The following is a 20,646-nucleotide window of genomic DNA, read 5'->3' as shown; positions in this document are numbered from 1 at the left end:
TTCCGTCTTGCGTCCGAACGTGATCGTCGTCCTCACCGACCAGCAGCGGTGGGACACCGTTGGCCCGCTCACCCCCAACCTCGACCGGATGGCCAGGCACGGCACCCAGGCCACGGTCGCGATCACCCCGCAGCCGGTGTGCGCGCCCGCCCGCGCCGCGCTGCAGACGGGCCGCTACCCGACCACGACCGGCGTCCACCGCAACGGCCGCGTGCTGCCGCCGGAGGAGCGTACGCTCGCGCATCACTTCGGCGCGGCCGGCTACGCCACCGGTTACCTCGGCAAGTGGCACCTGGCGGGCGCGGAGCCGGTGCCGGAGGAGCAGCGCGGCGGCTACCGGTCCTGGCTCGGCGCGAACGCGCTCGAGCACACCTCCGACGCCTACCGCACGATCGTCTTCGACGAGGCGGGCGATCCCGTCCTGCTGCCCGGCTACCGCTCCGACGCGCTCGTGGACGCCGCGATCAGGTTCGTCGCCGACCACCACGACGAGCCGTTCTTCCTGTTCCTGTCGCTGCTGGAGCCGCACCACCAGAACGAGGTGGACAACTACCCGGCGCCCGACGGCTACGAGGAGCGCTACCAGGGCGCCTGGCTGCCGCCGGACCTCGCCGCGCTCGGCGGCACCGCCCACCGGCACCTCGGCGGCTACCTGGGCCAGGTCAAGCGCCTGGACGAGGGGCTGGGGCGGCTGCTGGACGCCCTGCGCAGCCTCGGCCTGCTGGAGGAGACGATCGTGGCCTACACCTCCGACCACGGCAACCACTTCAAGACCCGCAACGCCGAGTACAAACGCTCCTGCCACGACGCCTCGCTGCGGGTGCCGCTGGCGCTGCGCGGCCCCGGCTTCGACGGCGGCGGCGCGATCGCCCGCCCGGTCAGCACCCTCGACCTGCCGCCGACGCTGCTGGCGGCGGCCGGGCTGCCGGTGCCGGAGGAGATGCAGGGCCGCTCGTTCCTGCCGCTGCTCCGCGACGCCCGCGCCGACTGGCCGGAGGAGGTGTTCTTCCAGGTCAGCGAGTCTGAGGTGGGGCGCGGCATCCGTACGTCGCGGTGGAAGTACTACGCGGTCGCCGAGGACGCCGACCCCTGGGACGACCCGGCCGCCGGCCGCTACCGGGAGCAGGCGCTCTACGACCTGGAGAGCGATCCGTACGAGCTGGTGAACCTGGCGGGCCACCCCTCGCACGACGGGGTCGCGGCGGGGCTGCGGGAGCGGCTGGCGCGGCGGATCGCCGAGGCCGAGGGCGCCGCGCCCGAGATCGAGCCGGCCGCCGCCCGCCCGGCCCCGCACCAGGCGATGACCGACCCTGAGGTACGGCTGCGCGGCCCGAAGCCGGTCAGGATCGGCCACCAGCGGCCATGATCAAGGGATGGCGGGAACGGGTGTTCCCGCCATCCGCAGGGGTTAGCTCGCCGCGTCGGCGGGCTTGTGGGTGTGCGGGGCGGCGCTCCGCTTCGCCGTCGCGGCCTGGGCGGTCGCGGCGCCGATCGAGCCGGTGTCGAAGGCGTAGCGGGCGGTCAGCGTGGCGATGGCGTCGGAGTTGACGTCCAGGGCCTTGTCGTTGATGTTGGCGATGGTGTCGCAGACGCTGTGGTAGCACGGGTCGAGCGGGACGCCCGCCGTGCCGCCGAAGATCGCGGCTTCCTCGGCCGTCTTCAGCTGCTCCGCGCCGGTGAACAGGCCGCCGGAGGGGATCCCGGCCGCGATGAACGCGCCGTAGTCGGAGCGGCCGGTGAACGCGGTCGCGGTGTACGGCAGCCCGCGCCCGGCGAAGAACTTCTCGAAGTCCTCCTCGATCACGTCAGACCCGGCCGGCCCGGAGGTGCCGAACGCGTCGCCGTCGCCGTCGTAGATGCCGAACGTGTAGTTCGGCGAGGCGATCATGTCGAAGTTGAGGTAGAGCGCGATCTTGGCCCGCTCGGCCTCGGGCAGGGTGGCCACGTAGTGCTCCGAGCCGAGCAGGCCGAACTCCTCGGCGCCCCAGAAGGCGAAGCGCACCTGGTTCTTCGGCTTGGTCTTGGCGAACTGCAGCGCGACCTCCAGGATGCCGGCGCTGCCCGAGCCGTTGTCGTTGATGCCGGGGCCCTCCTGGACGCCGTCCAGGTGCGCGCCGAGCATGACGACGTTGTTCCTGTCGCCCTTCTTGGTCTGCGCGATCACGTTGTACGTGGTCCGCTGCTCCACCACCGGGTCCCAGTTGAGCTGGACCGCGGCGCCCGCGGTCGAGGCCAGCTCCTGGCCGACGGAGAAGCTGGTGAAGAACGACGGGATGGTGACGCCGGGCCCGCTGAGCACCGGGTTGAGGTCCACCTCGGTGCGCCCTTCCTGGCCCTCGTTGAACACGATGGCCGCGGACGCCCCGGCCGCCATGGCGTTGTCCACCTTGACGCGGAAGTTGCAGGTGCCGCGCTGCATGAGCGCCACGTTGCCCGGGACGAAGCCGGCGAAGTCGCTCGCCTCGCACCCGGACGACGAGGAGTTGGCCGGGCCGGGCGGCAGCACCAGGTCGACGGCCTGGACGGTGCCGCCGGCCGCGCCGGCCGGCGAGTCGCCCATCGCCACGTAGTCCTGGAAGAAGCCGTACGTGTACGTCTTCGCCGGCGCGGGGCTGGTGCGCTTGAGCACGGGCGGCGTGCGGTAGCCGTCGAAGGTGAACTCGAAGGGCTGGATCGTCACCTCGTAGCCGGCGGCGCGCAGCTTGCCCGCCACGTAGTCGCGGGAGGCGTCGAAGCCGGAGCTGCCGGAGACGCGGGTCCCGGAGTTGGCGTCGGCGATGGCCTGTAACGCCTTGAGATGCTTCTTGACGTTCTTGCCGGAGACGTCCTTGACGAGCTTGCGTACGGCGGCGTCGTCGCGGCCGTGGGCCTGGGCGGGGCCGGCCATGGCCATGGGGAGGAAGACGACCGCGGCCGCCGTGATGGCGCCGACTAGGGAACGCATGTTTCCGTTGCTCCTCGGTACGTAAGGGGAGACCCGGGTTGAAGATGCGCGCGTGCCCTGAAACTAGTAAGAATCACCGCAAATAAGAAGATTGGGGATGTCTCTGTTGCATCACGGAACGTTGACCATCGGTGGCCGGACCGTGCACCGCCTGGGATTCGGCGCGATGAGCCTCACCGGCCCCGGCGTCTGGGGGCCGCCCGAGGACCGCGAGGCGTGCCTGCGCGTGCTGCGCCGGGCCGTCGAGCTGGGTGCCGACTTCATCGACACCGCCGACTCCTACGGCCCCTACGTCAATGAGGAGATCATCCGCGAGGCGCTGCACCCGTACCCGGAGCACGTCACGATCGCCACCAAGGCCGGGTTCGTGCGCACCGGGCCGGGGGAGTGGCATCCCGTGGGACGGCCCGCTTACCTGCGGCAGGAGGTCGAGATGAGCCTGCGCCGGCTCGGCGTGGACCGGCTCGACCTGCTCCAGCTCCACCGCGTCGACCCCGAGGTGCCCCTGGAGGACCAGGTCGGCGAGCTCAAGGCGCTCCGCGACGAGGGCAAGATCGCCGCGATCGGGCTGTCGGAGGTCACCGTGGAGCAGCTGGAGCGGGCCCGGCGGGTCGTGGAGATCGCGAGCGTCCAGAACCGCTACAACCTCACCCTGCGGGCCTCCGAGGACGTGCTCGACCACTGCGAGGCGCAGGGCCTCGCCTTCATCGCCTACACCCCCATCGCCAAGGGCCGGCTGGCCGCGCCGGGCGGCCCCGTGGACCACGTGGCCCGCGACCTCGGGGCCACGCCCGCCCAGGTCAGCCTGGCCTGGCTGCTGGCCCGCTCGCCGGCCCTCGTGGCGATCCCCGGCACCTCGTCCCTCGCCCACCTGGAGGAGAACATGGGCGCCGCGACCGTGTCGCTCACCCCCGAGCAGGTGGCCGAGCTGTCTGCGGCCTGACGCGCGGAGACCGGCCCGCCGGGCGGCGGGCCGGTCCCTCTCGCTCGGCCGGGTCAGCCCAGGCCGTTCCTCATGGCCGTGAGGAGTTCGGCGTTGGTGGTGTCACCGCTGAGCTCCCAGAAGAACGCGCCGCCGAGGCCCTGGTTCTTCGAGTAGCTCATCTTGCCGCCGATCGTGGCCGGCGTGTCGTAGCTCCACCATTGGTTGCCGCAGTAGGCGTAGGCGGTGCCGGCGACCGTGCCGGTGGACGGGCAGCGGGTCTTGAGCACCTTGTAGTCCTCGATGCCCTGCTCGTACGTGCCCGGCGCCGGACCCGTGGCGGTGCCGCCCGGCGCGGCCTGCGTGACGCCGGCCCAGCCGCGGCCGTAGAAGCCGATGCCGAGCAGCAGCTTGCTCGCCGGCACGCCCTTGCCCTTGAGCTTCTGGATCGCGGCGTCGGAGTAGAAGCCGGCGGTCGGGATGCCGGAGTAGGACGTGAGCGGGGAGTGCGGGGCCGTCGGGCCCTGCGCGGCGAAGGCGCCGAAGTAGTCGTAGGTCATGACGTTGTACCAGTCGACGTACTGGGCGGCGCCGCCGTAGTCGGCCGCGTCGATCTTGCCGCCGTTCGTGCCGTCGGCGGTGATGGCCGCGGTGACCAGGTTGCCGGAGCCGAAGCGCGAGCGCAGCGCCGACATGAGGTTCCTGAACGCCGCCGGGCCGCTGCTGTCACAGGTCAGGCCGCAGGCGTTCGGGTACTCCCAGTCGATGTCGATGCCGTCGAAGACGTCCGCCCAGCGCGGGTCCTCGACCAGCCGGTAGCAGGACTCGGCGAACGCGGCCGGGTTCTGCGCGGCCTGGGCGAAGCCGCCGGACCAGGTCCAGCCGCCGAAGGAGAACAGCACCTTCAGGTTCGGGTACTTCTTCTTCAGCTTGCGGAGCTGGTTGAAGCTCCCGCGCAGCGCGCCGGCGTCCCAGGTGTCGGCGACGCCGTCCACGCTCTCGCCCGCCTGGTAGAAGCGGTCGTAGTCGGCGTAGCTGTCGCCGATCGCGCACTGGCCGTTCGTCACGTTGCCGAAGGCGTAGTTGATGTGCGTCAGCTTGGCCGCCGAGCCGCTGGTGTCGATGTTCTTGACGTGGTAGCCGCGCTGGTAGACGCCCCACTGGACGAAGTAGCCGAGCACCTTGTTCCCGCCGCCTCCGCCGCCGTTCGAGGTGGTGGCGGTGACGGCGGCGCTGGCGGCGCTGCGGTTGCCGGCGGCGTCGCGGGCGCGGACGGTGTAGGTGTAGGCCGTGTTGGCGGCGAGGCCGGTGTCGGTGTGGGTGGTGCCGGTCACGGTGGTGACGAGGGTGCTGCCCCGGTAGACCTCGTAGCCGGTGACGGCGACGTTGTCGGTGGAGGCGTTCCAGGCGAGCGAGACGCTGCTGGAGGTGACGCCGGTGGAGCGCAGGTTGCCGGGCACGGACGGCGGGGTGGTGTCGGTGCCGCCGCCGTTCGAGGTGGTGGCGGTGACGGCGGCGCTGGCGGCGCTGCGGTTGCCGGCGGCGTCACGGGCCCGGACGGTGTAGGTGTAGGCCGTGCTCGCGGTCAGGCCGGTGTCGGTGTAGGTGGTGCCGGTGACGGTGGTGACGAGGGTGCTGCCTCGGTAGACCTCGTAGCCGGTGACGGCGACGTTGTCGGTGGAGGCGTTCCAGGCGAGCGAGACGCTGTTGCTGGTGACGCCCGTGGATCGGAGGTTGCCGGGCACCGACGGCGCGGTGGTGTCGGTGCCGCCGCCGGAGGAGACCTTCCAGAGGGCGGGGACGTTCGGCGGCTCCCAGCCGGGCTGGGAGGTGTGGCCCTGGAGGCAGACGTAGTCGACGCCGTTGTAGGTGACGATCGCGCCGGTGGCGTAGGCGGTCCACGGGGCCCAGGCGGCGGCCATGACCATGCCGTAGGCGGCGGGCGGCGCCACGGCGACGGTGGTGAGGGGCAGCGCGAGCGCCGCCAGGCAGGCGAGGATCTTGTTTCTCATGTCGCTCCGACATCCGTTGGGGGCGTGTGGGGGGTGGGATGCCAGGAAACTATTAGGAAAGTTTCCTTTTAGTTGTGAGACGACCGTAACCTCAAGCTGCGGAGGCGTCAATAATTCGCGCGCGAAAATCCCGGCCGGGCCAGTAGGGTCTGACCCCATGACGCAAGGTGTCCGATTGATCCGAGATGTCGGTCTCGCTCCCACCGAGTACGCGTACGCGGCCGTCACCGACGTCCCGGTGCGCGCCGTCTGGGCGGCCGGGGCCTGCCCGCTCGACGCCGACGGCGTGACCGTCTGCCCAGGTGACGTCGCAGGGCAGACCCACCAGGTGATGCGCAACCTCGCCGACGCGCTCGCCGCCGCCGGCGCCGCACTCACCGACCTCACCAAGACCACCGTGTACGTCGCCTCGTCCGACCGCGCCGACCTGGCGACCGCCTGGAAGGTCTACCGCGAGCACATGGACGGGCACGACGTGCCCAGCACGCTGCTCGGCGTGACCGTGCTCGGCTACACCGGCCAGCTCGTCGAGGTCGAGGCCGTCGCCGTCCTCCCCCTCCCGTAGCGGCGCCCCTGACCCGCCCGGCAGGCGTCGGGCAGGTCAGGGGCGGGCGCTCAGGTGAGGAGAGCGGCCAGGGCCTGGGCCGGCTCCGGGTGAGCGGTCAGGAGGAGGGCCGCGGGGGACGCGGGCGAGGCATCCGCGACGTGCCAGGTGGGCTCGCAGCCGAGCAGCACGGCCACCGCGTCGCAGGTCGTGCGGTGGGCGGACAGCAGCTCGGCGGCCGGTCCCGCGGGCGCGACGGCCGGACGGGACGCGGCCACTGCGGCAGGGGCCGGACGCGGCGACCAGGGCGGGGTCCAGGAGTCCACCTCGGCCAGCGAGCCGGGGAACGTCCGGCCCGCCTCGCGCACCAGGGCGGGCATCAGCTCGGCGGCCTCGTTCCGCAGCGTCGTGATCAGCTTCGGCAGCCACGGCAGCAGCACCGAGTCGGGCAGCCGGCCGAACGCCTTCGAGATCACCTCCACCACGAACCCCGACAGCGCCGGCACCGGCTCCATGGCCTGCACGAACCCCATGATGTACTGCGGGAACGACGGCACCACCAGCGGATTGCCCAGCAGCTCCTCGCACCGCTCCCGCAGCTCGGCCACGCTCAGCAGCCCGAGCTGGGTGCGCGCCGCCCACAGCAGCGCCACCTTCGCCGGCGCCTCGGGATGCGACTGCCGCACCGCCAGTTCGAGCTGCGCCCGGTCGCAGCCCAGCGCCAGCGCCAGGCTCTCCATCGAGAACAGGAACCCGAGCATCGCCCCCACCTGCCGCACGCCGGTGTCGTCGTCGACGAACGCCGTCGGCAGCAGCGTGCAGTAGTGGGCGTAGCCGGCGGTGGCGAACTCCTCGCACCACGCGGGCAGCTCGGGCTCGTTCGCCCGGTAGTAGGCCAGCAGCCGCCGGATGCGGCGCAGCACCTCGGGCGCGTCGTCCGCGCTCCGCTCGGCGGACAGCAGCTCCACCGCCCGCGCCCCCAGCTCGTCGGCGAAGCGCCGGCTGCCGAGGTAGAGCACCGCGTCCTCGACCGCCGCGAGCGCGACCGCCGCCGTCGCCTCCGGAGCCCAGACCCGCCGCCGCAGCCGCTGCTCCAGCACCTGCTCGACGGTCACGCCGTCGTAGCCGAGCTCGATGAGCGAGCGCTGGTGCTTGCCGAGCGCGAGGTCCCAGCTCTCCTGGATCGAGCGCTCACCGAGCCGCCGCTCGCCCATGATGGGGCGTACGGCCTCGGGCGGCAGCAGGTAACGCAGCATCCACAGCAGGTCGGAGCAGGGCCTCAGCTCGGGGTCCGCGTGCAGGTCGAGCAGGGCCCGCTGGATCGTACGCTTCTCCAGGTCCAGCCCGAGCGGGGCGAGGCGGTCGAGGACGTTCCTGGCCAGCGGGGGCAGGGCGTCGTAGCCGACCACGCCGACCCGGTCGCTGCCGAGCAGGATCTCGCACAGCCGGGCGACGTCCCTGCGGCCCGGCACGACGTCCTTCTCGATGCAGGTGACGGCCGCGTCCTGGAAGTCGTACGGGGTGGGCCGGGCCCGGCCGCGCATCCCGGCCAGCAGGATCGAGGTCTCGAACACCGCGATCGCGTCCGCCGTGCTGGCGAGGTAGCCGTTGCGGCGGGCCAGCCGGACGATGTCCACGCACCAGCCGAGCAGCTCGGCCTCGTCCAGCGCGTCCAGCGTGGGCGGCCGGGACAGGAACCCGCTGAGCCGGTCGGCGGCGGGGGCCGGATCGCCGGTGGCAGGGGCCGGCGCGGGTTTGCGGGCCGCCGCCTTGCCGGTGCTCTTCTGCCCCGCGAGCCGATAGGGCGTCAGCCTGTCGCGCTTGACCGCCTTCGCCCACGTCGCCGCCGCGATCGACACCGACCCCGAGGCCAGCCCGAACTGCGCCTCGATGGCCGAGTGGCTGGAGGGGATGAGCCCGTACAGCCAGGTCGTGCCGGTGCGCGGGCTGATCGCGAAGGGGGCGGTGGAGCGCACGCCGAACTGCTCGACATCGCTGGCGGCGTGGAAGGCGCCGCACACGTACAGGCAGTCGGCGGGGTCGGCCCCGGTGGCGGCGAGGTGCTCGCGCATCCTCGTCCACATGTAGCGCTCGCGGTCCTCGTCGGCCGCCAGCCGGGCCGGGTCGCGGCTCAGCCGGCGGAACAGGCTGCCGATCAGCGTCATCACCTGGCGGTAGGTGTCGTGGTCCGCCCCGGACAGGGGCTGCTCGACGTACTGGTCCCACCACTCCGACCAGTGGCGCACCTTGCCGTGGTGCAGCAGGTGCTCCTCCAGCTCGGCGAAGCGGGGACGCAGGTCGCCGATCTCGACGCCGAGCGCGTCGCCGTGCAGCCCGGCCTCCTCGCCCTGGGGGCGGGCGTGCTCGCCCTCGGGCGTGTCCTCCTTCTCGGCCCACTGGAAGACGTGGTCGGTGGAGCGGTCGACCAGCACCAGCTCCACGCCGGGCGTCTCCAGCGCGTACGCGATCGCCTGGTATTCGGCCGACGCCTCGGTGATCGGCGCCACCACGCTGAGCGGCGCCCACTCCTTGGGGAACCCGTCGAGGTGCGTGGCGAACGCCTGCACCGCCACCGGCAGCCGGCAGTTGCGCAGCTCGGTGAGCAGCGGCTGGAGGTCCTCGCACAGCTCCAGGTAGATGACCTTCGGCTGCTTGTCGCGCAGCCTGCGCACCATCGCGAGGGCCGAGGCCGGCGAGTGGTGGCAGACCGGGAAGATCTCCAGCTCCTCGCGCAGCGCCCGGTCCACGTCGTCCACCATGCCGGTGAGGACCGCCGAGACGGCGTCGCCGCCGAACTCGCGCGCGGCCTGCGCGAGCTGCTCCCTGAGCGGGCCGAACGCGCCCACGGCCCCGTCGCCCGTCGCGGCCCCGTCGCCCGTCGCGGGCCCGCTCCTGTCGGGCCCGCTCACGACAGGCCCGCTCACGACAGGCCCGCTCAAGACAGGGTCGCGATGGCGTCGCGACCGCCCTCGAGGAACTCCTGCCACGGCCCGCCGTCCTTCTTGCCGCGGGGCTCCACCACGCCGTGCCAGTACTTGTTGAGTATCGCGAGGTCCTCGGGGCTGCGCCGGGCCAGCGAGCCGACCAGCGACCCGGCGAGCGTCTGGGCGCGCAGCACCCGGTCGCCGAAGAAGTGGCTGTGCAGGATGGCGTCCTCCAGCACGCCGATCTGCTCGGCCGTGGACAGCGCCGACTCCAGCCGCTCGTCGTCACTGGTGGCCGAGGCGGACGCCGAGCGCAGGTCGGCGAAGCTCTGCAGCAGGATGTCGAGCAGCGTCGGCGGCAGGTCGAGCTCGATCCGGTGCCGCCGCAGCAGCTCTTCGGTACGGAAGCGGACGATCTCCGCCTCGCTGTTCTTGTTGGTCACGACCGGGATGCGCACGAAGTTGAAGCGGCGCTTCAGCGCGGACGACAGGTCGTTGACGCCCCGGTCGCGGCTGTTGGCCGTGGCGATGATGGAGAAGCCCGGCTGGGCGAAGACGATGTTGTCGTCCTCCAGCTCGGGGATGGAGACGTACTTCTCCGACAGGATCGAGATCAGCGCGTCCTGGACGTCGCTGGTCGAACGGGTCAGCTCCTCGAAGCGGCCGATGACGCCGCGCTCCATCGCCGTCATGATCGGCGAGGGGATCATCGACTGGCGCGACTGGCCCTTGGCGATGACCATGGACACGTTCCACGAGTACTTGATGTGGTCCTCGGTCGTGCCGGCGGTGCCCTGGACCACGAGCGTGGAGTTACGGCAGATCGCCGCGGCCAGCAGCTCGGCCAGCCAGCTCTTGCCGGTGCCCGGGTCGCCGATCAGCAGCAGGCCCCGGTCGGAGGCGAGCGTCACGATGCTGCGCTCCACGAAGCTGCGGTCGCCGAACCACTTCTGCGGGATCTCGCGGTCGAGCCCGTCGGCGCGCTCGGAGCCGAGCACGAACAGCCGGATCATCTTCGGGCTGAGCCGCCACGAGAACGGCTTGGGGTTGTCGTCGACGGACTCCAGGTAGTCGAGCTCGTCGGCGTACTTGACCTCTGCGGGGGCGCGCAGCATGTCGTCACTCATCAGGGGGTCTCCTAGGTGAGGAAGTTCTTGAGCTCGAAGACGAGCTTGCGGATGTGGCCGGAGAGCACGGGGGTGCCCATGTCCTTGAGCTTCTGGCGGAACCACGGGTCGACGCTCTGGTGGCCGGAGCTGTTGACCGAGCCCACGGGGATGAACTTCACCCCGGAGCGGTGGATGGCCTCGAAGTCGGTGATCAGCGAGCGGTTGTCGTAGAAGTCGCTGATCCACACCATGACCGTGTTGCGCGGATCGGCGATCTTGGGGCGGGCCAGCGCCATCGCGACCGTGCCGTCGGTGCCGCCGCCGAGCGTCGTGCGCAGCAGCACCTCGAACGGGTCCGCCACCCACGGGGTCAGGTCGAGCGCCCGCGTGTCGTACGCGACGAGGTGCACGTCCACCTTGGGCAGCCCGGCGAAGATGGAGGCGAGGATCGTGCAGTTGACCATCGCGTCCACCATCGAGCCCGACTGGTCGACGACCACGATCAGCCGGGCCGGGGTGGTGCGGCGCGCGGTGTGCTTGTAGTAGAGCCGGTCGACGTAGAGCCGCTGGTCCTCGGGGCTCCAGTTGGTGAGGTTCTTCCAGATGGTCCGGTCGAGGTCGAGGTTGCGGAAGACCCGCTTCGGCGGCACCGACCGGTCGATGACGCCCACGCTGGTCTTCTCGACCTGGGTGCGCAGCACCTGGGCGACCTCGTCCACGAACCTGCGGATCAGCGCCTTGGCGTTGGCCAGCGCCACGCCCGACAGGTTGTGCTTGTCGCGCAGGAGCTGCTCGATGAGCGACATGCTCGGCGTGAGCTGCCGCGCCAGGTTGGGGTCGGCCAGCACCTCGCGCAGGCGCATGCGCTTGACCAGGTCGCCCTCGATCATGGCGAGCACGGCGGCCACCTCGTCGTCGCCTGGGCTGTGGCCCCGCCCGCCCGACTCGGTGCCCCGGCCCTTGCCGAGCCAGCCGGCGTCCCGCTTCCAGCGTTCGAGCTGCGCGGCCGTGACGTTGCCCGAGCCGGTGCAGAAGACGTTGAGCAGCAGCTTGGAGACCAGGGCGGCGCGGCGGACCTCGCCGCCCGCCTCGTGCTCCTTCTCGGCCAGCAGGTCGTCGAGCTCGTCGGCGAGCGCGGGATGGCGCTGGACGAGGGTGTCGACCGAGACGCCCGGGTCGAGCAGCGCGGGCGGCAGGCCGAGGTCCTCGACGACGGCCAGGCTGGACCTCTCCAGCGCGGGCTGCTCGTCGGCGCCGAACAGCCGCGACATGAGCCGCCAGTAGAGCACCTGGCGGCGGGTCTCGTCGGGACGGACCCCCGCGTCGCCGGTCGGGTCGCCGGCCGTGATGCCGACCTCGTCGCCGGTCTCGTTGCCGGTCGGGTCGCCGGTCTCGTTGTGCGTGGTCATTTCCGCAGCAACCGTCCCGCCCGCTCACGCAGCACCGCGACCGCGTCGCCGGCCTTGGCCTCGGCCTTGACCACCTTGGGATCGGTGGGGCCGAGCGCCCAGTCGCCGGTGTGCGCGGTGACCGGCTTCTTCTTCACCGTGGCCTGGACGGCGAGCGGCTGCAGCAGCCACCGCCCGTCCCAGCGCACCAGGCCGAGGCAGACGGAGGAGGCCGCCACCAGCTCGGGCGTCAGCGGAGTGCCGGTCGGCAGCCGGTCGAGGTCGAGCGCGATCCTGCTGCCGCCGAGCTCCAGCGTCCCGCCGTCGATCTTGTAGCCTTCGACCAGCACCGGCTCGGCGATGCGCACCGAGTGGCGGTCGAGCGGCGGGACCGGCGCCGCCTGCGCCGCGCCGAGCAGCACGCGGGCGGTGGTGAACGGGTCGGCCTCCTCGCCCGCGGCGGCGCGGTCCTCGTGCCACAGCAGGTCGCCGCCGGGCAGCAGCGGCATGTCCGTGAGGTCGAGCGCGCGATGCCCGGCGAGCGCGCCGAGCAGCACCGGATGGCCGGACACGAGCCGCCACACCGCCGGGCCGACGATCGTGTCGACCTTGGCGGCGGCGACGCCGGTGCGCACCAGCCGCGCCGGGCCGCCGCCGGCGGGCTCCAGGATGCCGTGCACCTGGACGCGCACCACGGTGGCGTGCTCGTGCACGTCGGCGCCGAGGATCAGCAGCCGGCCCGACACGGGCTCCGCGCCGCCGTGCCAGGGGCCGGACCGGGAGAGCAGCACGCCGCGCGTCCACAGGTCGCCCCAGCGGCGGGCGGGCAGGCGGTCCATGGTGCTCACCGGGCAGGAGGCACGCAGCTCCGCCGCCAGGCCGTCGAGCAGCACCGCGAGGCCGCGCAGCGCGGGCACGGCCAGCAGCGCCTCGATCGCCTGGTCGGACGGGGCGACCACGTCATGGTCGACGCCGCGCCAGCCGGCGATGGCCAGCTCGCGCAGCCACGCCCGGCACCCGGCCAGCAGATTGCCGGGCAGCTCCGCGCCGGTCGCCGGGGCGGAGCCGGAAGGCACTGCACCGGTCGCCGGGGCGGGCTCCCAAGGGGCGCGTTCGCGGTGGAGTGCGGTGTCGAGCCGGGTCAGCAGGGCGTCGTGCACCGCGCCGGTCAGTGCGGCGCGCGCGCCGGCCAGCACCGCCAGGTGCTCGTCGCCGATGGAGCCCGCGATCACCTTGTCCACGGCCTCGGCGGCCCGCTCGCCGAGCGGCCCGCCGGCCATCGCGCCCGCGAGCGCGGCCAGGGCCGCCGCCGGCTCCTCGCCGATCCGGGCGAAGCCGTGGGCGAGGGCGCCGTCGAACCCGTCAACCAGGCCGAGCGCGTCGTCCACGCCCTCGGGCCCGGCCGCGGTCAGCTCCCCGAGCTGCAGGTCGAGCATCAGTCGCTCACCTCGTTCTTCACCAGGTCGTTCATCAGCGGACCGCCCCCATCGCCGGGAACCAGTGCAGCTCGGCCAGCGGCTCCGTGCTGTCGGGGACCTCCAGGTAGGCCAGGTGGCGCAGGAACCGGCTGAACACGACGGCCGCCGGCGTGCGCTCGACCGGCCCGTTGAGGTTCAGCCCGGTGCCGGGGTCCGCCTCCACCCGCAGGTAGCGGGCCACGCGGTCGAGGCCGTACTGCAGGATCGCCTCGTCGGCGAGCAGGCGTACGTGCTTGCAGGCGTAGCCGTGCAGGGCCCCGCAGGGCCGGTTGTTGTTGGTGCTGCAGCTCATCGCCAGGCTGCCGGCGGTGATGGAGGAGACGTAGACCCGCTCGATGTCGGATCCGCTCGACACGACTCCCTGGAGCCGGCCGTCGGCCAGCTCGACGAAGGGCACCTTGGCCAGCTTGCGCGGCTCGACGGGCGCGATCACCCGCACCACGCTGCGCTGCTCCCACGCGGTTCTGTCCGCGTCCACGGCGTCGTAACCTCCTGCCTCGCCGGTCGCGGGGCAGGCGGGAGTGCCCGCTCCTGCGCGAACGGCTTGATCAACTGATCCGGGAACCTATCGGAGGCGACCGACAGTCCGGAGATGAAATGATCGAAAGCGACGACGCCTGCGGGCGGACGGATTGTCGATAATATTGTCTGTCTAGGTGCACGCAGACGGCGGGAGGATTTCCGTTGGGCGAGACGCTGACCGACCGCGTACGGGCGGTCATACTTGGCGGGGACTTCGTGCCCAACCAGCGCCTCATCGAGGCCGACGTGTGCGAGCAGTTCGGGGCGAGCCGGGCGGCCGTGCGGGAGACGTTCAAGGAGCTGGCGTCCGAGGGCCTGGTCGAGATCATGCGCAACAAGGGCGCCAGGGTCCGGGTGATCTCCAAGGCCGAGGCCGTCGAGATCACCGAGGTCCGCATGGTGCTGGAGGGGCTGGCCGCCTACAAGGCGGCCGAGCGGGTGACGCCGGAGCAGGCCGCCGAGCTGCGGGCGATCGTCACCGACATGCGGGCCGCGGTGGAGGTCAACGATCTCGACCGTTACTCCGAGCTCAACGTCGCCCTGCATGCCAAGATCCGCGAGATCGCCGGGCACCGCACGGCGGCGGCGATCATCGAACGGCTGGGGGCGCAGGTGGTGCGGCACAAGTTCCGCCTGGCCCGGCAGCCGGGGCGGGCGGCGGTGTCGCTGCCGCAGCACGAGCTGGTCGTGGCGGCCATCGTCGCCCGCGACCCCGAGGCCGCGCAGACGAGCATGCAGCAGCACCTGCGCAGCGTGGTCAAGGCCCTGGAATCGAGCGCGGACTGATCGTCCCCGGCTACCGGTCGCCGCCGGGGAAGGGCGGGAGGCCGGTCTCGGTGACCCGCCGCAGGGTGGCGGCCGTGGCGGCGGTCATCGTGGGCGGGACGTCCAGCTCCTCCAGCATGCGCGTGGCCGCGTCCATCTCGTGCACCCGCCGCACGCCGTGCTGCCCGGCGCCCTCCAGCAGACGCCGTACGAAGCGCTCGTCGGCGCCGGTCACCGTCTCCACCAGGTGCTCCCAGAACCACTCGGCCAGCCCGGCGGCCTCGGCGGCGCCCTGCGCCTCGATGGCGAGCGCGCTGAGGCCCTTCACCAGCACGCTCCGCAGCAGCTTGCGGGCCGCGGCGTCGCCGGCCTCGCCGCCGATCGGGGTCACGTCCATGCCGTGGGCGCCGGCGAAGGCGGCGAAGCGCTCCGCGCCCGCCCCGCTGGCCAGGATCGGCGTGGCCAGGCCGCGCAGCGGTACGGGCGCCATGATGGCCCCGTCCACGGCGACCGCTCCGGCGGCCTCCACCAGGGCGGCGATCTCGCGTTTGTCGCCCGGCGCGGCGGTCGACAGGTCGGCGTAGAGCGCGCCCGGCCTCAGGTGCGGGACGGACTCCGCGCAGGCGGCCAGGCTGTCGGCGCCGGTGGTCACCGCGATCACGACATCGGCGCCGCGCACGGCCTCCGCATTGCTGCCCACGAGCCCGTCGAGGAGTCCCGGGCCTTTCGCTGGGTCGCCCGGCGGGTAGGCCGGGTCGTACGCGCGCAGCCGTACCTTCGGGCCGAGGCCGTCGGCGAGTACGTGACCGGCCTCGCCGAGGCCGAGCAGCGCCACCTGAGGTCCCTCCATGGGCTCCCAATCTTTCATCGTTGACAATATTGTCGATTCTCTCCGCTTCCGAAGCCTATCGAACCGATTCTTCCGCGCAATTGGCGACGAAAGTGTTGACAATCCGCCGGACCCGCTCATAGCGTCATGGCGTGACCTCGGGAAAGACTCCTCACACCCTTCTGGTGATCAGCGCCCACGCGGGCGACTTCGTCTGGCGCGCCGGCGGCGCCATCGCGCTGGCCGCCCACCGCGGCGGCCGGGCCAAGGTGGTCTGCCTCAGCTACGGCGAACGCGGCGAGTCCGCCAAGGCGTGGCGCGCCGGCCACACCCTCGACGAGATCAAGGCCATCCGCAGGGAGGAGGCCGAGCACGCCGCCGCCGCGCTGGGCGCCGAGATCGAGTTCCTCGACGCGGGAGACTACCCACTGGTGGAGACGCCGGAACTGGTGGACCGGCTGGTGCGCGTCTACCGCGAGAGCGAGCCCGACGTGGTGCTCACCCACCCGCTCGCCGACCCGTACAACGGCGACCACCCGGCGGCGGCCCGCATGGCGCTCCAGGCCCGCGTGCTGGCCCAGGCGATCGGCTACGACGCCCCCGGCGAGCCCCTCGGCGCGCCCCCGGTGTTCTTCTTCGAGCCGCACCAGCCCGAGCAGTGCGACTTCAAGCCCGACGTGCTGCTCGACATCACCCCGGTGTTCGAGGCCAAGCGCAAGGCCATGGAGTGCCTGCCGGCCCAGCAGCACATGTGGGACTACTACACCGACCTCGCGGTGCGCCGCGGCGTGCAGCTCAAGCGCAACGCCGGGCCCAACCTGGGGCTGGCCCACGACACCAGGGCCGAGGCGTTCATGCGGCTGTACCCGCAGGTGACGGACACTCTTCGATGAGGAACGTCGTCGTCACCGACGTCCCGCGCGCCGACGTCGCCCGCGTCGACGTCCTCGCCGCGTACGGCGTCGCCACCGTCCACGAGGCGCTCGGCCGCACCGGCTACCTCGGCCCCCGCCTGCGCCCCGCCTGGCCCGGCGCCCGCGTCGGCGGCAACGCCGTCACCGCGATCTGCTGGCCCGGCGACAACCTGATGATCCACGTCGCCGTCGAGCAGTGCCGCGAGGGCGACCTGCTGGTGGTCGCCACGACCTCGCCGTGCACCGACGGGATGTTCGGCGAGCTGTTCGCCACGGCGCTGCGGCACCGCGGCGTGCGCGGCGTGGTGATCGACGCCGGCGTACGGGACGTCGCCGAGCTGCGGGCCATGGGCTTCCCCGCCTGGAGCGCGGCCGTCAGCGCGCAGGGCACCGTCAAGGCCACGCCCGGCGCCGTCAACGTGCCGGTCGCCATCGGCGGCCGGCTCGTCCGGCCCGGCGACGTGATCCTCGCCGACGACGACGGCGTGCTCGTCGTGCCGAGGGGCGACCTGGAGCACGGCATCGCCGCCGCCGAGGCGCGGGCCGCGAAGGAGGCCGCCACGCGGGAGGCGTTCCTCAAGGGCGAGCTGGGCCTCGACCGGTACGGGCTGCGCGAGCGGCTGCCGGACCTCGGCATCGTCTACCTGACCGCCGACGAGTACGCCAAGGACCAAGATGCCTGACCGCGACGACGACGACGCCGCCGCCGGCGTGCGCTGCATGCTGATGCGCGGCGGCACCTCCAAGGGCGCGTACTTTCTCGCCGAGGACTTGCCCGCCGACCCGGACGAGCGGGACGAGCTGCTGCTGCGCGTCCTCGGCAGCCCCGATGCGCGCCAGATCGACGGCGTCGGCGGCGCACACCCGCTGACCAGCAAGGTCGCCGTCGTGTCGCGCTCCGCCGACCCCGCCGCCGACCTCGACTACCTGTTCCTGCAGGTGGCCGTGGACGAGCCGGTCGTCACCAGGACGCAGAACTGCGGCAACCTGCTCGCCGGCGTCGGCCCGTTCGCCGTCGAGCGCGGCCTGGTACGGGCGGGCGGCGACCACACCGAGACGCGCATCCGGCTGGTCAACACCGGCGGCCTCGCCACTGCCCGCTTCCCGACGCCCGGCGGCCGGGTCGACTACCGAGGCGGCACCGCCATCTCCGGCGTGCCAGGCACGGCGGCGGCCGTCGTGCTCGGCTTCGCCGGCACCGCCGGCTCCAGCACCGGCAGCCTGCTGCCCACCGGCAACCAGGTGGACGTCATCGACGGCGTCGAGGTCACCTGCGTCGACAACGGCATGCCGGTCGTCGTGGCGGCGGCGGCCGATCTCGGCCTCACCGGCTACGAGCCGTACGAGGAGCTGGCCGCCGACGCCGCGCTCGCCGAGCGGGTGCAGGCGCTGCGCCTGCGCGCAGGGGAGCTGATGGGGCTCGGGGACGTCACCGGCGCGTCCGTGCCGAAGACCACGCTCGTCGCGCCGCCCCGCGACGGGGGCGCGCTGTGCACGCGCACGTTCATCCCCGTCCGCCCGCACACCTCGATCGGCGTGCTCGGCGCGGTCAGCGTCGTGACCGCCGCGCTGCTGCCGGACGGCGTGGCCCGCCGCTTCGCCCGGCTGCCCGGCGGCCCGCGCGTGGCCGTCGAGCACCCCACCGGACAGCTGGAGGTCGAGGTGGAGCTCGACCTCACCACCGACCCGCCGACCGCCGTGCGCGCCGCGAACGTGCGCACCGCCCGCAAGCTCTTCGACGGGACGGTCTTCCCCCGCCCGCGACCGGACGAAGGACCGACGACCCGATGAACGCCCTCCTGCACGACGTCGCCCACCTCGCCTACGCCGAGCTGCTCACGCCCGAGCCCGAGCGGAGCCTGTGGTTCTTCACCGAGATCCTCGGCATGACCCGCGCCGGCGAGGACGGCGACTCCGTCTACCTGCGCACCTACGACGACTACGAGCACCACAGCCTCAAGCTCACCGCCCACCGCACCTCCGGCCTGCGCGCCACGGGCCTGCGCGCGAGCAGCCCGGAGGCGCTGGAGCGCCGGATCGCCGCGATCAAGGACTCCGGGCTCGGCATCGGCTGGCGTGACGGCGACGCCGGGCGCGGCCCGACGTACGCCTTCCGCGACCCCGACGGGCACGAGCTGCACCTGTACTGGGAGTCGGAGTGGTACGAGGCCCCCGAGGAGCTGCGCCCGGCGCTGAAGAACCAGCCGCAGGCGTTCCCCGGCCACGGGGTGGGCGTGCGCCGCCTCGACCACGTCAACTTCCTGGCCGCCGAGGCCGCCGCGAACGGCGCTTTCGTCCGCGACGTGCTCGGCGCCCGGGTCACCGAGCAGATCATGCTGAACAGCGGCCGCATCGCGGCGCAGTGGCTGCACTTCGGGAACAAGTCGTACGACCTGGTCTTCACCGACGACTGGTCGGGCTCCTCGGGGCGGCTGCACCACATCGCGTTCGCCACCAACGGCCGCGAGGACATCCTGCGCGCCGCCGACATCTGCCTTGAGCGGGGCGTCCACATCGAGACCGGCCCGCACAAGCACGCCATCCAGCAGACGTTCTTCCTCTACGTCTACGAACCCGGCGGCAACCGCATCGAGCTGTGCAACCCGCTCACCCGGCTCATCCTGGCCCCCGACTGGCGCGTGGTGACCTGGACGGAGGCCGAGCGGGCCAAGGGCCAGGCATGGGGGCTGAAGACCATCGAGTCCTTCCACACGCACGGCACCCCGCCCGTCGAGCCGAGTGCTTGAGCTCAGCCCACGAACCTGGCCACGGCCGGGATGCGCCGCAGCACCAGCCAGTCGAGCAGCAGCACCGCCGCCATCGTGACCCCGGCCAGCGGGAACACCAGCCCGAGCACCGCCATGACGGCGATCACCCCGTACGCGCTGCGCCGGTCCGTCGGCCGGGCGGGCGCACCGGCGCGGCCCCGGGGGCGGCGCTTCCACCACATCATCGCGCCGGTCACCACGAGCGTGACCAGCGCCAGGCAGGCGGCCAGCATGACGGCCAGGTTGGCGGGGCCGTACCTGCGGCCCTCGTGCAGCGCGATGCCCTGCTCGACGAGCTTGGCGACGGTGCCGTACTCGGCCCAGCCGTACGACGTCAGCACCTTGCCCGTGTACTGGTCCACGTGGAGCGTACGGCCGTCCGACGGGTCGCGGCGCGGCTCGGCCACGACCGTGTAGACGCCGGTCGGGCCGTCCGGCAGCAGCACCTTGACGTCGCACTCGGCGCACGAGGCGACCGAGGGCCCGGCGGCGGCCAGCGCGGCCTCCACCGGCAGCGCGCCGGGCTGCAGCACCCCGCCGCCGCCCCCGTGCCCGGCGTGCTCGCCGCCGGAGCTCGGCACGGGCAGCCGCTCGGCCGCCCACGGCACCTTCGCGTCCGGGTTGCCGGACAGCTCACCGGACAGCGGCGGCGTCGAGGTGCTCGGGAAGTCCGCGGCGCTCGGCGCGGTCGAGCCGGTACGCTCCTGGACGCGCTGCAGCCCGTCGCCCCACACCCCCGACCACGGCAGCCCGGACATGACCAGGAACACCACCACCGCGCCCGCGCCGACGCCGACCAGCACGTGCAGGCGGCGCAGCCGGCCACGCGCCGACCGCGACGCCCTGCTCCGGGTCCGGCGGCCGGTCCACCACAGGTACGTGCCCGAGGCCACGAGGATCAGCGCCCAGCACGCGGCCACCTCAACCACCCGGTCGCCCACGGTGCCGGCCATCAGCTCGCCGTGGATCGTCCGTACCACCCGCATGAACGTGGCCGCGTCGTCGATCTGGCCGACGACCTCGCCCGTCCCCGGATGGACGTAGACCGAGACACCCTGCGCGAACGGACCGCTGTCCGCGCCCTGAAGGATGACTCGGGTGGTGCGGTCAGGGGACGCGGGCGGAATGACGGACATCACCGGCGCGCCGGGACGCGCCCGCTGGGCGGCGGCGATCTGCTCCGACAGCGGGCGCGGCGCGGCCACCGGCTGCGCGAGCTCCCGCACGTCCTGGTAGCGCCACGCCTCGAACGGCTCCTTGAACAGGTAGATCGAGCCCGTGACGGCGAGCACGAGCAGCACGGGGGCGACGAACAGGCCCGCGTAGAAGTGCCACCGCCAGACGGCGCGATAACGCTGGGAGGAGGCGGCGGTGGCGGGAGGGGCGGGGGTGCTGACGGGACGGGCCTCGACTGAGGTCATGGGGGGACTCCGTTCCTTACGGAGGGGTTCCTCGCCCGGAGGCTCCGCACGGGAGCCTCCTGACGCGAAGGGGCGGCGGCGCGCGGCCGGCCTGCGGGCACGGCGG

17 protein-coding genes are annotated in these 20,646 nt (G+C 72.8%); 8 read left to right on the top strand and 9 right to left on the bottom strand.

Features of this window, described 5'->3' with window-relative positions; all coding sequences use genetic code 11:
• The first annotated feature begins 7 nt into the window (after positions 1-7).
• Positions 8-1,366, top strand: coding sequence for a sulfatase family protein (locus BMW85_RS20110; RefSeq protein WP_091083413.1), 1,359 nt, complete (start codon positions 8-10; stop codon positions 1,364-1,366).
• Between the two features lie 42 nt (positions 1,367-1,408).
• Here the strand turns inward: BMW85_RS20110 and BMW85_RS20105 are convergent, their stop codons facing one another.
• Positions 1,409-2,944: a M28 family metallopeptidase gene (locus BMW85_RS20105; protein WP_091083411.1), complete on the bottom strand. Its 1,536-nt coding sequence runs from the start codon at positions 2,942-2,944 to the stop codon at positions 1,409-1,411.
• Between the two features lie 97 nt (positions 2,945-3,041).
• On the opposite strand from BMW85_RS20105, the gene BMW85_RS20100 reads away from it, so the two are divergent.
• Entirely contained in the window at positions 3,042-3,887 is an 846-nt protein-coding gene (locus BMW85_RS20100; protein ID WP_177240774.1) for an aldo/keto reductase, read from the top strand.
• Between the two features lie 53 nt (positions 3,888-3,940).
• Here the strand turns inward: BMW85_RS20100 and BMW85_RS51970 are convergent, their stop codons facing one another.
• The gene (locus BMW85_RS51970) at positions 3,941-5,878 is read right to left on the bottom strand and encodes a glycosyl hydrolase family 18 protein (protein WP_177240773.1); all 1,938 of its coding nucleotides are present in this window, start codon (positions 5,876-5,878) and stop codon (positions 3,941-3,943) included.
• Positions 5,879-6,035: 157 nt separating this feature from the next.
• On the opposite strand from BMW85_RS51970, the gene BMW85_RS20090 reads away from it, so the two are divergent.
• The gene (locus BMW85_RS20090; RefSeq protein WP_091083403.1) at positions 6,036-6,443 is read left to right on the top strand and encodes a RidA family protein; all 408 of its coding nucleotides are present in this window, start codon (positions 6,036-6,038) and stop codon (positions 6,441-6,443) included.
• Positions 6,444-6,493: 50 nt separating this feature from the next.
• On the opposite strand, the gene BMW85_RS20085 is transcribed toward BMW85_RS20090, so the two are convergent.
• The 5 genes from BMW85_RS20085 to BMW85_RS20065 all read right to left on the bottom strand — a co-directional run bounded on the left by BMW85_RS20085 (position 6,494) and on the right by BMW85_RS20065 (position 13,799).
• The gene (locus tag BMW85_RS20085; RefSeq protein ID WP_425434346.1) at positions 6,494-9,346 is read right to left on the bottom strand and encodes a DUF5682 family protein; all 2,853 of its coding nucleotides are present in this window, start codon (positions 9,344-9,346) and stop codon (positions 6,494-6,496) included.
• 11 nt (positions 9,347-9,357) lie between these two features.
• Positions 9,358-10,473, bottom strand: coding sequence for an ATP-binding protein (locus BMW85_RS20080; RefSeq protein ID WP_091083399.1), 1,116 nt, complete (start codon positions 10,471-10,473; stop codon positions 9,358-9,360).
• An 11-nt stretch (positions 10,474-10,484) separates the two neighbouring features.
• Entirely contained in the window at positions 10,485-11,726 is a 1,242-nt protein-coding gene (locus tag BMW85_RS20075) for a VWA domain-containing protein (RefSeq protein ID WP_393181616.1), read from the bottom strand.
• 134 nt (positions 11,727-11,860) lie between these two features.
• Entirely contained in the window at positions 11,861-13,279 is a 1,419-nt protein-coding gene (locus tag BMW85_RS20070; protein ID WP_091083396.1) for a hypothetical protein, read from the bottom strand.
• 34 nt (positions 13,280-13,313) lie between these two features.
• The gene (locus tag BMW85_RS20065; RefSeq protein ID WP_091083393.1) at positions 13,314-13,799 is read right to left on the bottom strand and encodes a hypothetical protein; all 486 of its coding nucleotides are present in this window, start codon (positions 13,797-13,799) and stop codon (positions 13,314-13,316) included.
• 206 nt (positions 13,800-14,005) lie between these two features.
• Here BMW85_RS20065 and BMW85_RS20060 point away from each other — a divergent pair, with 206 nt between their 5' ends.
• The gene (locus tag BMW85_RS20060; protein WP_091083390.1) at positions 14,006-14,629 is read left to right on the top strand and encodes a GntR family transcriptional regulator; all 624 of its coding nucleotides are present in this window, start codon (positions 14,006-14,008) and stop codon (positions 14,627-14,629) included.
• A gap of 10 nt (positions 14,630-14,639) precedes the next feature.
• On the opposite strand, the gene BMW85_RS20055 is transcribed toward BMW85_RS20060, so the two are convergent.
• Positions 14,640-15,458 carry an NAD(P)-dependent oxidoreductase gene (locus tag BMW85_RS20055; protein WP_177240772.1) on the bottom strand — a complete coding sequence of 273 codons (819 nt, stop codon included), beginning with the start codon at positions 15,456-15,458 and terminating at the stop codon, positions 14,640-14,642.
• Positions 15,459-15,589: 131 nt separating this feature from the next.
• On the opposite strand from BMW85_RS20055, the gene BMW85_RS20050 reads away from it, so the two are divergent.
• From BMW85_RS20050 to BMW85_RS20035, 4 genes are read left to right on the top strand one after another with little or no spacing between them, the layout of a single operon-like run.
• A complete protein-coding gene (locus tag BMW85_RS20050; RefSeq protein WP_091083386.1) occupies positions 15,590-16,330 on the top strand; it encodes a PIG-L deacetylase family protein in 741 nt (246 codons plus the stop codon).
• Positions 16,327-17,034, top strand: coding sequence for a 4-carboxy-4-hydroxy-2-oxoadipate aldolase/oxaloacetate decarboxylase (locus BMW85_RS20045; RefSeq protein WP_091083383.1), 708 nt, complete (start codon positions 16,327-16,329; stop codon positions 17,032-17,034). Before BMW85_RS20050 ends, BMW85_RS20045 begins: the two co-directional genes overlap by 4 nt.
• Positions 17,027-18,142 carry a 4-oxalomesaconate tautomerase gene (locus BMW85_RS20040; RefSeq protein WP_091083382.1) on the top strand — a complete coding sequence of 372 codons (1,116 nt, stop codon included), beginning with the start codon at positions 17,027-17,029 and terminating at the stop codon, positions 18,140-18,142. Before BMW85_RS20045 ends, BMW85_RS20040 begins: the two co-directional genes overlap by 8 nt.
• Positions 18,139-19,098 (top strand): catechol 2,3-dioxygenase, encoded by a 960-nt coding sequence (locus tag BMW85_RS20035; RefSeq protein WP_091083379.1) that lies wholly within the window; start codon positions 18,139-18,141, stop codon positions 19,096-19,098. Before BMW85_RS20040 ends, BMW85_RS20035 begins: the two co-directional genes overlap by 4 nt.
• A 2-nt stretch (positions 19,099-19,100) precedes the next feature.
• Here BMW85_RS20035 and BMW85_RS20030 read toward each other — a convergent pair whose 3' ends face one another.
• Positions 19,101-20,540 (bottom strand): PepSY-associated TM helix domain-containing protein, encoded by a 1,440-nt coding sequence (locus BMW85_RS20030; protein ID WP_091083378.1) that lies wholly within the window; start codon positions 20,538-20,540, stop codon positions 19,101-19,103.
• Between the last annotated feature and the right edge of the window lie 106 nt (positions 20,541-20,646).

The sequence above is a fragment of the Nonomuraea wenchangensis genome (assembly GCF_900111685.1).
GTDB lineage: Bacteria > Actinomycetota > Actinomycetes > Streptosporangiales > Streptosporangiaceae > Nonomuraea > Nonomuraea wenchangensis.
Note: the sequence above shows the minus strand (reverse complement) of the source record. Positions and strands in the feature narration are given on the sequence as shown.

Excerpts from the sequence above, each read along its gene's own strand:
- BMW85_RS20035 (WP_091083379.1), top strand. The coding sequence starts at position 18,139 with ATGAACGCCCTCCTGCACGACGTCGCCCACCTCGCCTACGCCGAGCTG.
- BMW85_RS20100 (WP_177240774.1), top strand. The coding sequence starts at position 3,042 with ATGTCTCTGTTGCATCACGGAACGTTGACCATCGGTGGCCGGACCGTG.
- BMW85_RS20075 (WP_393181616.1), bottom strand. The coding sequence starts at position 11,726 with ATGTCGCGGCTGTTCGGCGCCGACGAGCAGCCCGCGCTGGAGAGGTCC.
- BMW85_RS20105 (WP_091083411.1), bottom strand. The coding sequence starts at position 2,944 with ATGCGTTCCCTAGTCGGCGCCATCACGGCGGCCGCGGTCGTCTTCCTC.
- BMW85_RS20090 (WP_091083403.1), top strand. The coding sequence starts at position 6,036 with ATGACGCAAGGTGTCCGATTGATCCGAGATGTCGGTCTCGCTCCCACC.
- BMW85_RS20045 (WP_091083383.1), top strand. The coding sequence starts at position 16,327 with ATGAGGAACGTCGTCGTCACCGACGTCCCGCGCGCCGACGTCGCCCGC.
- BMW85_RS51970 (WP_177240773.1), bottom strand. The coding sequence starts at position 5,878 with ATGAGAAACAAGATCCTCGCCTGCCTGGCGGCGCTCGCGCTGCCCCTC.
- BMW85_RS20030 (WP_091083378.1), bottom strand. The coding sequence starts at position 20,540 with ATGACCTCAGTCGAGGCCCGTCCCGTCAGCACCCCCGCCCCTCCCGCC.
- BMW85_RS20055 (WP_177240772.1), bottom strand. The coding sequence starts at position 15,458 with ATGGAGGGACCTCAGGTGGCGCTGCTCGGCCTCGGCGAGGCCGGTCAC.
- BMW85_RS20040 (WP_091083382.1), top strand. The coding sequence starts at position 17,027 with ATGCCTGACCGCGACGACGACGACGCCGCCGCCGGCGTGCGCTGCATG.
- BMW85_RS20080 (WP_091083399.1), bottom strand. The coding sequence starts at position 10,473 with ATGAGTGACGACATGCTGCGCGCCCCCGCAGAGGTCAAGTACGCCGAC.
- BMW85_RS20070 (WP_091083396.1), bottom strand. The coding sequence starts at position 13,279 with ATGCTCGACCTGCAGCTCGGGGAGCTGACCGCGGCCGGGCCCGAGGGC.